This is a genomic window from Mesorhizobium sp. M7A.F.Ce.TU.012.03.2.1 (genome assembly GCF_004006095.1).
GTDB lineage: Bacteria > Pseudomonadota > Alphaproteobacteria > Rhizobiales > Rhizobiaceae > Mesorhizobium.
The window spans coordinates 6652095-6665683 of record NZ_CP034779.1; the positions used below are offsets into that span (position 1 = coordinate 6652095).

Consider the following 13589-nt stretch of genomic DNA (forward strand, 5'->3'; position numbering starts at 1 on the left):
CACGATTCGGGAAACGAATCATGGCAGGCTGTTGGAATGGGTGTCGATGATCCGCCGCATCAGCGCGGCTACGTCGCGCGCATTCGGAGGATCGGAGTGGATGCAGACGGTGTCGAAGTCGACCGGGCGGATCGTACCGTCTGTCGTGACGAGTTCGCGTCGGGTAAGCGCCCCCACCATGCGATGCTCGGCAAGTGTCAGGTCGATGGCCGACTGGACGCGCGGGATGATCAGGCTGCCGCCGGGAGCGTAGGCAAGATCGGGAAAGAACTCGCCCACGAAGGCAACGCCGAGCTCGGCTGCCGCCGTCTCGTGACGGGTTCCCGCCAGGCCGAAGAGCGGGACGCCGAACGGCTTGACCGCCGCGGCAATTGCCCGGGCAGTGTCTATGTCGTGCGCGGCCATGCCGTAGATGATGCCATGCGGCTTGACATGGCTGAGCTGCCCGCCCTCGGCGGCCAGCATCCCCGTCAGAGCACCGATTTGGTAGAGGAAGGCGGCTGTCAGTTCCTCCGGTTGAAGTTTCATCTCGCGCCGGCCGAATCCCTCGCGATCGGGAAGGGACGGATGCGCGCCAACCTTCTTTCCGTGCGAAAGCGCGAGCCGCACGGTCTTCAGCATCGTCCATGGATCGGAGGCGTGGAAGCCGCATGCGATGTTGGCGCAATCGATGTGAGGCATGATGCCGGCATCGTCGCCGAAACGCCAGTTGCCGTAACTTTCCCCCATGTCGCAGTTCAGGGTGACCATGGTTTGCTTGCCTCAGCCCAGAGTGTTCGACGCCCAGCCGGGGGCGATGTGCGGGAATTCCGGCGGTGGTTCGCGCTCATGCAGCAGTCGAAGCACGCGCGGCGGCGTCAGTGGCAGCTGCCGCACCGGTTTGCCGATAGCGCGTGCCACAGCGCAGCCGATCGCGGCGCCCACGGCCAGGATCGGGACCTCGCCCGCGCCCTTGGTGCCTAGAGGCCCCATCGACGGTGCGCCCTCGTAGAGGTCGGCGGCGACCGGAACCACGTCCTGCGCCAGCGGCAGGCGATAGGTCTCGAAATCGTCCTGCGCGATGCGTCCGTCAGCGGTGATCGTCACCTCCTCATGCAGGGCGTAGCCGAGACCCTGCACGACACCACCCTGTATCTGGCCCATGACCGCGCGCGGGTTGAGTGCGCGGCCGACATCCTGCACCACGCGATAGGCCAGCACCTCGACATGACCGGTGTCCGGATCAACCGCCACCTCGGCCTCGTGAACGACGAAGACGGGGATGTCGAGCGCATCGATGAAGTGCCCCATCGCGCAGCCGGACATTGCCGGAGTGTTCCTGGCGGTAAAGGCTCCGCTTCCGGTGACCGGGCCGGTGGTTGCCTGCGCATGGGCGACGACAGCGGGGATCGACATGCCGGAACCGGGACGTCCCGTGATCTCGACACGACCATCCCGCACCACCAAGTCTTCCGGTCGGGTCTGGAGCATCTCACCGGCGGTCCGCAGCAGCTTCTCCCGCACTTCCGCGCAGGCAGCCACACTTGCCGCACCGATGGAGACGGTGGTGCGCCCACCGCCAACGCCGACATCGAGACCGGCGGCATCCGTATCGGCTTCGCGCACGATCACCTGGTCGGGAGCGAGGCCGAGCTGCCCGGCCACGATCTGCGGCAGGGATTGCACCATCGTGCCGGATCCGATCTCCACACCCGAGGTGACTAGCGTTGCGCTACCGTCGGCGTTCAAATTCACCGTCGCCGCCGAAGGCCCTACGAAAACAAACCATGTGCCGACCGTGGTTGCAATTCCATAGAGCCTGCCGTCGGCCTTGGCCTCTGATGTACCGGTACTGGCGCGTAACGCCTCCATGCGATCGAGCATCGGACCTAGCACATCGGCCTCGAAAACCTGGCCCGTGGCACCGAGATCGCCATCTCCCAGGACATTTTTCTTCCGGAACTCCATAGGGTCGAAGCCTAGCGCATCGCAGATTTCGTCGGTATGTCGCTCCAAAGCGAATGTGTTGTAGACGCCGTTGCAAGCTCGGAAAGCACCGTTGGGTGGTGTGTTGGTGTATACGGCGCGGCTGACGAGCCGCGTTGCGCCAACCCTGTAATTGCCGCCCAGCGTGTGCGCCGTCATCGTCGTCAGAAAAACCTGTTCGCCTCCATACGCGCCGCAGTCCATCAGCACGACCGCCTCGCGCCCGGCAATGTATCCTTCGGCAGTGACAGCGGACCGGATGCGGATTTCCGCATTCTCGCGGCAGAGGCAGGTTGCCATCTCTTCCTGCCGGGTATTTTCCAGGACCACTGTGCGCCCGGTCATTCGCGCCAGAAGTGCCGTGATAGGCTCGATGGATGAATCGAATTTCAGGCCGAACCCGCCGCCGACAGGGGGTACAGTGACCCGCACACGCCCGGGCGGAAGCTGCATGACCCTTCCGGTGACGTTGCGCACGGTCCAAGGCACCTGCGTCGAGGTCTGGATGTGAGCACGGCCGTCCTCCCAGGAGCCGATGGCAACGCGCGGTTCGAAGGGCACATGGTTCTGCCGGCCGACGGTGAAGCTGCTCTCGACAATGCGAATGTCGGGACGGGAGAAGGCCGCATCGACGTCGCCGCGACTGGATTTTGCCTCCCAGGCGATGTTGCCGGCACGTGCACCGCCCTCGGTGATCACCTCATAGCCGCGCCAGCCCTCGTGAACGAGACGGGCGGCGGGCTGGAGCGCTTCGGCCATGGTGGACACCGGTGCCAGCGGTTCGACCTCAAGCACGACGACTGCAAGCGCCGCCCGCGCCTGCTTCTCCGTTTCGGCGGCGATGACGGCGATTGGTTCGCCGTGATAGCGGATCGTGTCGATGGCCAGGAGCGGATGGTCGGCAATGCCGATGCCGTACAGCCCTGGCGCATCGGCGCCGGTCGCCACCGCGCGCACACCAGGACAGCGAAGTGCTGCCGAAACGTCGAGCTTGCGGATCCGCCCAGCGGCAACGGTCGACCGCAGCAGCACGGCATGCAACATGTCGGGGCGAACCCGGTCGTTGGTGTATTTCGTGCGCCCGCGCAGCTTGTCCTGCGCATCGCGGCGGGGAAGGTTCATCACCGTGGCGGACAGCTCAGACATGGATGCCTCCTACCACCTGGCCAGCCATCCGCGCTTGGTCGAGCCAGTCGGCCACGGCGTCGACGATCCGCTCATATCCCGTGCAGCGGCAGATGTTGCCGACCATCGCGGCCTTGATTTCGGGACGGCTCGCATGCGGATTGTCGCGCACGAACGCCGAAAGGCTCATGACCATTCCCGGGAAACACATGCCGCATTGCACGGCATCGGCCGCCTCGAAATTGGCCTGGAGCGGGTGCAGCGCCTGGTTTCCGGAACTCAATCCCTCGATGGTCGTCACCGCGCATCCCTGGACGAGGCCAATCGGCTTCAGGCAGGACGGCACCGCTTCATCGTCGACATGCACGGTGCACGCGCCGCAGAAGCCTTCGCGGCACACGGCTTTGGTCCCCGTCAGGAATCGTTCCTGCCGCAGGATGTCGACGAGTGGCGTCATCGGATCGCCATCAAAGCGGCAGTCCTCGCCATTCAGCTGGAATATCACGGTCATACCAGGCGCCCGGTCTTGAGAAGTGCGGCAACACCGCGCTTGACCAGCGGCGCAAGAACCTGGCGCCGGTACCAACCCTCCGCTTCCTTGCCGTCGCGGCCCTGAAAATCATTGTGCTCCAGCGCAAGCCCGGCGGTGCGTTCCGGATCGAGCGCAGAGGCCGAGTCCGCCGCCATGGCCTGTTCGAGCGCCGCCCAGCGCCGCGCTACCGGCTCCACCGAGCCGACGGCGATGCGACATCGTTTGTCCTTGTCTACCGCAAGCGAGACGATGGCGACCGGATAGTCGCCGGCTTTCCGAAGCGGCAGGCGGATATGAGCACTGGCGACAAGGTCGCGGCGCAGATGAATTCTCGTCACAATCGCTTCGGCCAGCAGCGCGTGCCTGTCTTCGAGGAAATCCGAAATACCGATGAGTTTTGGGCCTTCGAACGTCTCCAGTTCCACCGTCGCCTCACAGACGAGAAGCGCAGGGGGGAGATCGGCGGCGGCAAAGTCCAGGGCACAAAGGTTGCCGCCCACGGTGGCGACCCTTCGGATGCCGGGATTGGCCGCATTCTCCGCCGCGGCAACCAGACCTTCGAAGCCCACCGCCCCGTGCAACGCGCGGCCAAGGACTGCATGGCTAACGGCTGCGCCGATCACGACATGGTCCGGTGCGATTTCGACCTTGGACAAGGCGGGTATTCGGTGGAGTGCGACCAACGCCTCGGGAAGATCGACCCCGCGCCGTGGATCACGCATCATCCAGGTGCCGCCGGCAAGCACCGCCGCGCCTTGCCGGCGTGCGGCCATTGCCTCTTCAATCGTGCTGGCTGCGGTGAACGATCGTTCCACGCTTGGTGCCATCTGTCATACCCCTCGGAAGCAGCCAACTTTCGCGGCGCTGCAGCATTGTTGCTCCAGCTTTAGGCTCCTGTGAAATAGTAATTCTTTGAATATCGTATCGAAAAAACAGATAACTCGGGCATCCCGCGAGCGCCCGCAAGATTGCGGCGCGCTCGTTAGTGCTCAGACCCAGTGGGCGACGGTCCGTTTCTCAAAACTTTCCCGGAACTGGGCGGTGGTTTTGGGGAGCAGTTCGCCAGTCTCCCAGTCGAGGATCACGGCATAGTGCCGAACCGCATCGAGCGTATCGATCTCGCCGGAGCGGTATTTGCGCGCGACCTCCTCGGGATCCATGCGTGCCCAGTCCTTCCGTTTCGCCCGGATGTCGGCACGGCAGGCTTCGGTTGCCGTCCCGTCGATTTCGTACTGGCACAGGTCGCGGTCGATTTCGCGGATCACCACGCCGTAGTCAGTCCTGGCGCGCTCCAGGGAAACGTAGTCGTCGATCACGTCCTCCATCACCTTGCGGGGCTCGCGCTCCAATGGATCGCCGAAACCGCCGCCGCCGGCCGTCGGACGAGCGAACTGATCGCCTGTGTGGACGGAGTAATCGGAGAATACGGAGCCGAGCCAAATCTCGGTCTCTTCTCCGGCGCGCTTCATGGTCAAGCCGTGGGGCATCGACGGCAGGCCTCCTTCGACACCCCAGACGACAGCGCGCTCGCGGTCGCAAATATAGGACATGACGGCATTTTCAGCCTCAAGCAGCAACGAAGTCTTCTGCACGCCCACGCCGCCCCGCCATTTGCCGGGCCCGGCTGAATCCTGCTTGATCTGGAACTCGAGTGTCCGAGTGGGATTCACCCGCTCGTTGCCTTCGTTCGGCTGCGACATCAGCCCAGTTCCGAAGCAGGCGGTGGTGACATCGGCACCATCCTTGCCGTTGCGCCCGCCCCAACCGCCGGGCAGCCATTCGTAGAACATGAAGATCGGCTTTTCGGGTTTGCGCGCGTCCCGTCCCCCGGCCAGCAGATATTCGAGGTTGAAGGCGCAGGCGATAGCGCGTTCGGGCATGATCTTCGACCACATCTCGAAGATCGCGTTCATGATCTTTTCGAACGGCATCAGGAACCCGGTCACCGCCACCGGCCATTCCGCGCTGACGATGCTGTTCTTTGGCGCGGTCACCTCGATCATCCGGTAAAACCCGCTGTTGAGTGGAAGGTCCGGAAAGAAGGTCTTCATGCCGGCGACCACGGCCGAGAAGGTCGCGCCCGGGGCGGAATTGTACATCGAGGCAATGGTCGAATGGCTTCCCGTAAAATCGTAGTGGATCGTGTCGCCCTTGATCGTCATCTTGATGCGGATCGGGATCATGCCTTCGCCGGCACCGAGATCCCGGTCGATGTAGTCGACCGTCTCCCAAGTGCCGTCGGGCAGCTCCGCGAGACGCTTTCGCACCGCACGTTCGACGTAGTCCTGAACCTCCTCCATCCCGCGCATGACCTGGCCGCGTCCGTACTTCTTGACCAGCCGCAACAGTTCGCGCTCGGCGGCCTGCGTCGCCTGCGCCTGGGAATGGATGTCGCCAATGATCGATGCGGGATCGCGCGTGTTGGCCGCGATCATGTTGGCGACGTCGGAGCAGAAGCGGCCGCGCTGGAAAAGGCGCAACGGCGTGATCCGCAGGCCTTCGCGAAACATGTCGCGGGCGGTGACGTCGAAGGAACCCGGCACCGAGCCGCCAAGATCCGACCAGTGGCCGTTCGACTGTGAGAAGCCGATCAGTTTGTCTTCGTCGAAGATCGGCCGGACGAGCCGAACATCGCTGAAATGCGTACCGCCGGCATAGGGATCGTTGATTGCGTAGACGTCACCGGGTGCCATGTCGCCTTCGAAGACCCGGATCACCTCCTTGCACGTGTTGTGCAGTGTGCCGACATGGACCGCGATGTCGTAGTTGCCCTGGGCGACGGAGTTGCCATCGGCGTCGTGCAGGGCGTTCGAAAAGTCTCGGTTGTAGATGACGAAGGAATAGCAGGTGCGAAGCATCTGTTCGGCCATCTGGTCGACGGTGGTGATGAAGGAGTTCTTCAGCACCTCGAACGTTACCGGATCGAGGCCAGGGCTCGTTTCAATCAGCTTTGTCATGTCTCAGCCTTTCGTCACGATGAGAATGTTCAGGAAGCCGTCGACGGTCGCGCTCATTCCCGGCGGAACCACGGTGGTGGAATCGAACTGTTCGACGATGGCGGGTCCCGCAAAGGCAGCGCCGGCCCTGAGTTGGTCGCGTTCATAGACAGCCGCATCATGAGATACGCCGTCGAACCAGACGCCGCGGCGGCCGAGCGGCTCGGGCACATGAGGCAAGACTTCATGCCGCGGCATCTCGGCTTTCGGTACGATGCCGATCGCCTTGACCGCGATGCGGAAGATCGACACCGGCGCCTCTTCGCGGCGGTAGTTGAACTCGCGTTCGTGCTCGTTGTGGAATGCCTCTATCAGCGAGCAGATGCTCTCGATCCGCGCCGGGGCTGACACCGCGAGCGATCGCCACTGGCCCTGGTACATCATCTCGACCGTACGCTGCAGCGCCATGTCTTCGCGCGCCACGCCCTCATGGGTCAGGCGCTCAACGGCCTGTTCTTCCATCAGAACAAAGGCCGTCTGCATCTCGGCGGGCGAGACCGTCGAAGCATCGGCCATGAAGCTTTCGGAGAAATCATGCTGCACGTCGACGAGAAGGCAACCGAGCGCGGAGGTGACGCCAGGATTGGGCGGCACGATCACGGTTGGGATCGAAAGCTCCTTCGCCACGGCCGCTCCGTGCAAAGCGCCTGCACCGCCGAATGCGACGAGCGCAAAGTCTCGTGGGTCATAGCCCCGGCTGATGGAGAGAAGCCGCACGGCATTGCCCATATTGGCGTTGGCGACGGCGATGATCGCCTCGGCCGCTTGGTTGAGTTCCATACCGAAGGGTGTCGCCACAGTCTCCTGCACCGCCTGGGCGGCCAGGGCGGGGTCGAGGGTGATCTTGCCGCCCGCAAGGCTGGTGCCGAGACGGCCGAGCACGACATTGGCATCGGTGTTGGTGGCGGTGCGGTTGCCATTCTTGTAGCAGGCCGGGCCCGGAAAGGCGCCGGCGGACTGCGGTCCGTTGCGCAAGCTGCCGCCCTCGTCCTGCCATGCCAACGACCCGCCGCCCGCGCCGATGGTCAGCACCTCGATGGAGGGGAAGCGGATCGGATATCCGAATTCGATGTACCAGTCTTTTGTGATGCGCGACTCCCCGTTCCATGCGAGCGAGACGTCGGTGCTGGTGCCGCCCATGTCGAAGCCGATCGAGTTCGGGAAGCCACAGAGATTTCCGATGAAGCGGCTTGCGATCGCGCCGGCGGCGATGCCGGATCCCGCGAGCCGGGCCGAGAAATCCCTGACGCTCGCGGGCGTCATGACCCCGCCACCGCTGTGCAGCAACAGGAGATCTCGTTTGTATCCGGCGGCGGCAAGCTTTTCTCCGAGACGCGACACGTAATCGACGACGACCGGGGCGCAGACGGCGTTGGCCATGGTGGTGGAAAAACGTTCGTGCTCGAAGATTTCCGGCATCACCTCCGAGGAGATCGAGACCGGCAGATCCGGCATGGCCTCCTTCAGAATCTCACGCATGCGGCGCTCATTGGCGCCGTTGACATAGGAGTTCATGAAGCAGACGGCGATGGACTTGACCTGCCGTTTGACGAGAATTTCCGCGACGCGATGAGCGGCCTCTTCGTCCAGTGCTTCCAGGATCGTGCCCTCGGCACTGACCCGTTCGCGGACTGTCAGCCGGTCGCGGCGCGGGATATACGGCTTGGCGACATCCTTGTAGGTGTCCCAGAGGTCTTCCTTGTTGGCGCGGCGGATCTCGACAACATCACGGAAACCCTCGGTGCAGACCATTGCGGTGCGTGGCAGGCGGCGGGTGATCAGCGCATTGGTGGCGACCGTCGTACCATGAGAGAACAGCGTCACCTCCGAAAGATCGATGCGGCCCTGCTCCACGCCATTCATGATCGCCTGCATGGGATCGTCAGGCGTGGAGGCGGTCTTCTCGATGCGGATCGCGCCGCTGTCTTCGTCCATGATGCAGATGTCGGTGAAAGTCCCTCCGACATCGACGGCAACTCTTATTCTGCTCATGACAGTTCCTTCGCGGGATATTTGCGGGCAAGGCCCGGCTTTCGCCGCCCTTGCCGGGGCGGCGTCGCAATAGATTATGGAATTGACCCGGATTTCGCCGGGTCTAGTGCCGCTCTCTTGAGGTCGAAGCGCGGCCTGCCCGGTTCGCTGCTTCGCGACGGGTATCGGTCGGTGCGCAACCGAACCGCGTCCGGTAATGCTTGCAGAATTGAGACTGGTCGGCAAAGCCCCAGCGGTAAGCAATCTCGGCAACGCTGCTGATGTTGGTCACCGACATCAGTTCCTCGGCGCAAAGTTCAAGCCGGGCGTCGCGGATGAAGCCGTTGATCGACTGGTTGCTGTCCTGAAAAAGAACCTGCAGGTAACGCAGGGAAATCCCGCAGGCATCGGCCACCGCCTGCGGGCCGAGGCCGGAATTCTTCAGATTGTCGCGAATATACTGCTCGGCACGATGCAAATGGCCGGCCCGGATCGACGAGATGCTGCTGTCCAGCACGCGATCGTCGCTCACGATCGACAGGCACAGCATTTCCAGGATGTGCCTGCCCATCATCTCACGAGCGACTTCAGTGATCTCATCGACATGGCCGATCGTGGTTCGCACCGTGTCGAGGAAGAGCGCGGCGACGCCCTGGGTCGCGTCGAAACTGAGCGCACTGAGCCGTTCGGCAGACCCGATCCGCGCCCGAACGCTCGACGATGGCACCTTCAGGACCCACAGCGCGTTTGGCTTGCCGTGCCAGAATTCGTAAGGCGCGTCTCCCCTCTCAACGAGGAAGCCCCCCGGACCGCAATTGACGGTCCTCGACCCTTGCGAGAAATTCACCTCCGACATCTCCGGGATGGTGATGAGCAGGCTGGCGTCACGTTCGTTGAGGAAGTGGCGGCGATGGCGGCGATAGCTTACGGCATCGCAGCGCATTTTAGACACGCTGACGAGCCCAAGCGAGAAGGTTTCCAGCGTGCCCGAAAATTCACGACGGTTCCGATACTCGGTGTCGAGCGGAAAATAGGCTTCGGTAACAGCGGCTTGCCAGGCATCACCGCCTGTGGGACCGCCGATCGTATCGACGACGTATTTCATTCCCCGACCTTTCTGGTTGGCCCCGGTTAGCCCGGTGTTTTTCTGAAGATTACAGGAATCCGCCGGCGCGTATTGGTCAAAAACGAATAAACTTATGTGGCCGTTGGCCCAAGGGCCGGAGCTCGCGATGGTTTCAGTTATCGTCACGGTCCTGGTGTGCAGTTGATCAAACCAGCCTTGGGCGCGCAAACCGCAAGCCAAATTGGAACCATGCATCGGCCTCGACCGGCTCGTGCACCTTGGGCACGGTCGTCGCCGTGTTTGGTTTCGCGCGATGAGGATGGCGGGACACAGCGCGCACCCGAAACTTCTTCGCCAGGCAACTTTGCGCGAGCCCGCGGCCGAGAAACCCTGTTCCGCCAAAAATGGCGCCGATCCGCTCGGCTCCTCGGTCGTTTTGGCATGAGCCCAACCCTTCCACGCGCCGAAGCGATGCGCCGGCCTAGTCGGCCGCCGGGATAACCCGCCAAATCTTGTTGCCCACATCATCCGCGATCAGCAATGCGCCAGTTCGGTCGATGGCAACGCCAACCGGACGGCCGAATGCCTTGTCATCGTTGCTCAGAAATCCGGTAAGCACGTCCTGCGGCGGCCCCGACGGCTTGCCGTCGGCAAACGGCACGAAGATCACCTTGTAGCCGCTTCGCGGCATGCGATTCCATGAACCATGCTGGCCGACAAAGGCGCCATTCTTCATGTGCAACCCGAACAGGTCGGCGGTGTTGAAGGTGAGCCCAAGCGACCCGGTGTGCGCCCCGAGTGCGTAGTCGGGCACGATCGCCTTGCCGACGAGGTCCGGACGCGGTGGCTCCGCCCTGACATCGATGTGTTGGCCGAAATAGCTGTAGGGCCAGCCGTAGAAGGCGCCATCCCTGACCGATGTCATGTAGTCGGGAATGAGGTCGCTGCCGATCTCGTCCCGCTCGTTGACGACCGCCCAGAGTTCCCCGCTTTCAGGGTTCCAGGAGAGGCCGTTCGGGTTGCGCAGACCCGACGCAAAGAGCCGCGTCTGCCGCGTCGCGAGGTCGATTTCGTGCACGGCGGCGCGGCCTTCTTCCTCCTCCATGCCGTTTTCGCCGACATTGGAGTTGGAGCCCACGGTGGCATAGAGCTTCGTTCCGTCCGGACTGGCAATGACGTCCTTGGTCCAATGGTGATTGCGGCCGGCCGGAAGGTCGACGATCTTCTCGGACGGAGCAGTGATCTCGGCGTCGCCATCGCGATAGGGGAAAGCGACGACCGCGTCGGCATTGGCGACATAGAGCTTGCCGTCGAGCAGCGTCATGCCGAAGGGCGAGAAGAGGCTGCTGAGGAGGACTGTCCTGGTCTCAGCCACGCCATCGCCGTTCTCGTCGCGTAACAACGAGATACGGTTGGCGCTCCGCACCTCGGCGCCAGCCCGGCTCTGGAACAGTTTCATGAACCAGCCACGTATGGAAAAACCTTCGTCAGGTTTTGGTGGCGCATTGCTTTCGGCGACCAGCACGTCGCCATTGGGCAGCACGTGCAGCCAGCGCGGATGGTCGAGGCCGCCAGCGAATTCGTTGACGGCGAAGCCTTTGGCGGCGACCGGCATCTTGCCTTGGGGCCAAGGGGTCGCCTCGGCAACGTGGACCGTGGGTATCCAGGTCGGATTGGGTTCGGCAAGCGTCGGGTTTGGACCGTAGGTCTGCTCGATCGGAACGGTGGCCTGTTCGCGCGAGAAGAAGAACAAGCCCGCCCCCGCGATTATGACGAAGGCGACAATGACGAGTAAGACGCCCAGAATTTTTCGCATTGGATATTCCCGAAGATTGGGACAGTGACGTAACGCCATCAGGGCGTTCCGGTTGCGGCGGCACGCGACATTTGCGCGAAATAGGCGGCCAATGCGGCAATATCTTCGTCCGAGAGGTTTTTAGCAGCGTTGCGCATCAGATGGGCGAAGCGCGTGCCGCCGCCCTTTTCCTCGCGGAAAAGCTCGAGCTGGGTCGCGATGTATTTGGCGGGCTGTCCGGACAGTTCCGGATAGATGGGGTTGCGGTCCGGACGACCGTGGCAACCCAGGCATGCCGGAACGTCGCGCTCCGGGATGCCGCGTCGCGCGATCTCATCGGCACGCGCGATCCGGGCGCGGTCCGGTTGCGTCGACGTTGCAGGCGCAGGCAGCGCGGAAAAATGCCGCGCGAGATCGGCGAGGAGTGCAGGGTCGACAGCGGTGACAGAAATTCCCATGACACCGCTCTGGCGGTGGCCGGTAGCGTAGGCTCTCAAACTCTCAAGAAGATAGGTTTCGCGCTGAGAGGCCAAGACGGGCGTTGCGGGGCTCCGGCCGAGCCCGTCCGTGCCGTGGCAGCGGGTACAGTCGGCGAGTGCGCGTTCGAGGCCTTGTGTTTGGCCAGTCGACGGTTCGCTACTGCCATAAGCAAGGTCGCGCCACCGCGCCTCGTCCATCATCGGCAGTTCGCGCAGGAAGGCGACCATCGCCCAGACTTCATCGTCGCGCTGCTGCGTCGGCCAGGCCGGCATGCCGGTGAAGCGCACGCCGTGCTGGACGATGCGGAAGAGTTCGGCGTCCGTCCATTCGCCGACCTTGCCGGCAAGGTCCGGCGGCTGCGGCAGCATCGCAAGGACGGCGGGCGACCGCGGTTCGCCGGGCGCACCGTGGCAGATGGCGCAGCCGCGCGCGAAATGGCCGGCAGCCGGCTGAATAGCGTAGCGCGGCAGCTCGTCCGGCACCTTGACCGTGAGTGCGTATGTCCGCACGGCCGAGCGCATCGCGAAGTGCAGGAACCATTCGGTCACCTTCCAGTGGCCGGTCGAGGCACCAACGTTGAAGAAGCCGATCCAGGTCGCGAAAAGCACCGCGGCCGGCAAGATCGCCAAGCCTATCGCCAAGTGTTTCCAGTTGACGTGCATCAGCCGGCCAGCCTCTCGGTTTTGCCGCTCAGGAGCCTGGCAAGCAGGAAGACGCCTCCGGCGAGGTAAACGGCAGCGCCGATCATCAACATGATGATGCCGCCGAGCGCCTGGTCCTGCCCCGCCCCGAGCACGAGGCCGAAGCACGTCACTTCGCCGAGGCCATAGAGCGGTCGCGAGGCGAGCGAGAGCAGCGCGCCAAGCAACGTCATGTGGATGGAGGTCAGGAGCAACGCGAAGGCGCCGGCAGCGTCCCTAGCCGGCGCATCGGCATTGCGCGGCGCCATGCACGTCAGCCACAGGAACAGCCCGGCGCCAAGGAAGGACACCTGCTCGATCATGGTGGCGATGGTCGATGTCTCGGCCCACTGGCGCGCAGCCGGCGCATGCCAGCCCCAGACGACAATCAGTTCGACGAGAGAGGCGATAAGGGGAGCGGCGGTGGCCACGGAGCGTATCGTTCTGGCAATACCGATTGCTATCAGCGGCGCCGCAATCGCGACGACGCCCATGTGGGCAAGCATGTGAGCCGCGAACGAGCCACGCCACGCATCGAGCAGCGGTCCCGCCCAGACCAGCGCGAGGGTGACGAAGCCCAGCAACAGGCTTGCCGTCCTCATGAGGAGCATCCGTCGATGAAGAGCAGCGGCAGCCCCACGTAGAGCACGGCGACGAAGCTCAGGCCGCAAAGCAGTAGCGTGGCAAACCCCTGGAAGAGGTTGCGGTCCGTCGCTGTGGGATCGTCGTGCGGCGGGTCGTTCGTGCCGAAGCCCCACTGCCTCCAGGCGAGCCAGCCGGACAAGACGATCATCGCGAGTGCCGCCAGCGTCATAGCCACGATGCCAGCCTGGACGACAGCGAAACCGAGGTCACCGCGCTTGGCACACCAGATTGCGGCCAGTGCGTAACAGGCGAGGAAATGTCCGGCCCAGATCACGGGCGCGGTGAAGAGCGTCCAGAGCGTTTCGACCTCTTTGGGAATGATGCGCATCACCGT

11 protein-coding genes are annotated in these 13589 nt (G+C 63.6%); all 11 read right to left on the bottom strand.

Annotated features, from left to right (window positions below):
* Positions 1–18 precede the first annotated feature (18 nt).
* Positions 19–750 (bottom strand): LamB/YcsF family protein, encoded by a 732-nt coding sequence (locus EJ079_RS32855; protein ID WP_127317797.1) that lies wholly within the window; start codon positions 748–750, stop codon positions 19–21.
* Between the two features lie 12 nt (positions 751–762).
* Positions 763–3111, bottom strand: coding sequence for a xanthine dehydrogenase family protein molybdopterin-binding subunit (locus EJ079_RS32860; RefSeq protein ID WP_127811212.1), 2349 nt, complete (start codon positions 3109–3111; stop codon positions 763–765).
* Positions 3104–3601, bottom strand: coding sequence for a (2Fe-2S)-binding protein (locus EJ079_RS32865; protein WP_127811213.1), 498 nt, complete (start codon positions 3599–3601; stop codon positions 3104–3106). Before EJ079_RS32865 ends, EJ079_RS32860 begins: the two co-directional genes overlap by 8 nt.
* On the bottom strand, positions 3598–4449 hold the full coding sequence (locus tag EJ079_RS32870) for an FAD binding domain-containing protein (RefSeq protein ID WP_127811214.1): 852 nt from the start codon (positions 4447–4449) through the stop codon (positions 3598–3600). Before EJ079_RS32870 ends, EJ079_RS32865 begins: the two co-directional genes overlap by 4 nt.
* A 162-nt stretch (positions 4450–4611) precedes the next feature.
* Positions 4612–6579, bottom strand: a complete 1968-nt coding sequence (locus EJ079_RS32875; protein WP_127380462.1) for a hydantoinase B/oxoprolinase family protein — start codon at positions 6577–6579, stop codon at positions 4612–4614.
* Between the two features lie 3 nt (positions 6580–6582).
* On the bottom strand, positions 6583–8610 hold the full coding sequence (locus EJ079_RS32880) for a hydantoinase/oxoprolinase family protein (RefSeq protein WP_127811215.1): 2028 nt from the start codon (positions 8608–8610) through the stop codon (positions 6583–6585).
* 103 nt (positions 8611–8713) lie between these two features.
* Positions 8714–9910, bottom strand: a complete 1197-nt coding sequence (locus tag EJ079_RS32885) for a helix-turn-helix domain-containing protein (RefSeq protein ID WP_245481773.1) — start codon at positions 9908–9910, stop codon at positions 8714–8716.
* 226 nt (positions 9911–10136) lie between these two features.
* Positions 10137–11471: a sorbosone dehydrogenase family protein gene (locus EJ079_RS32890; protein ID WP_127811216.1), complete on the bottom strand. Its 1335-nt coding sequence runs from the start codon at positions 11469–11471 to the stop codon at positions 10137–10139.
* Between the two features lie 38 nt (positions 11472–11509).
* Entirely contained in the window at positions 11510–12550 is a 1041-nt protein-coding gene (locus EJ079_RS32895) for a c-type cytochrome (protein WP_245481774.1), read from the bottom strand.
* A 41-nt stretch (positions 12551–12591) separates the two neighbouring features.
* On the bottom strand, positions 12592–13212 hold the full coding sequence (locus tag EJ079_RS32900) for a cytochrome c oxidase assembly protein (RefSeq protein WP_236383168.1): 621 nt from the start codon (positions 13210–13212) through the stop codon (positions 12592–12594).
* On the bottom strand, positions 13209–13583 hold the full coding sequence (locus EJ079_RS32905; protein WP_127397622.1) for a hypothetical protein: 375 nt from the start codon (positions 13581–13583) through the stop codon (positions 13209–13211). The genes EJ079_RS32900 and EJ079_RS32905 overlap by 4 nt, the downstream gene beginning before the upstream one ends.
* Between the last annotated feature and the right edge of the window lie 6 nt (positions 13584–13589).

Bases quoted from the DNA above. Each gene is read 5' to 3' on its own strand.
- EJ079_RS32855 (WP_127317797.1), bottom strand. From the start codon at position 750: ATGGTCACCCTGAACTGCGACATGGGGGAAAGTTACGGCAACTGGCGT.
- EJ079_RS32860 (WP_127811212.1), bottom strand. From the start codon at position 3,111: ATGTCTGAGCTGTCCGCCACGGTGATGAACCTTCCCCGCCGCGATGCG.
- EJ079_RS32865 (WP_127811213.1), bottom strand. From the start codon at position 3,601: ATGACCGTGATATTCCAGCTGAATGGCGAGGACTGCCGCTTTGATGGC.
- EJ079_RS32870 (WP_127811214.1), bottom strand. From the start codon at position 4,449: ATGGCACCAAGCGTGGAACGATCGTTCACCGCAGCCAGCACGATTGAA.
- EJ079_RS32875 (WP_127380462.1), bottom strand. From the start codon at position 6,579: ATGACAAAGCTGATTGAAACGAGCCCTGGCCTCGATCCGGTAACGTTC.
- EJ079_RS32880 (WP_127811215.1), bottom strand. From the start codon at position 8,610: ATGAGCAGAATAAGAGTTGCCGTCGATGTCGGAGGGACTTTCACCGAC.
- EJ079_RS32885 (WP_245481773.1), bottom strand. From the start codon at position 9,910: ATGCATGGTTCCAATTTGGCTTGCGGTTTGCGCGCCCAAGGCTGGTTT.
- EJ079_RS32890 (WP_127811216.1), bottom strand. From the start codon at position 11,471: ATGCGAAAAATTCTGGGCGTCTTACTCGTCATTGTCGCCTTCGTCATA.
- EJ079_RS32900 (WP_236383168.1), bottom strand. From the start codon at position 13,212: ATGAGGACGGCAAGCCTGTTGCTGGGCTTCGTCACCCTCGCGCTGGTC.
- EJ079_RS32905 (WP_127397622.1), bottom strand. From the start codon at position 13,583: ATGCGCATCATTCCCAAAGAGGTCGAAACGCTCTGGACGCTCTTCACC.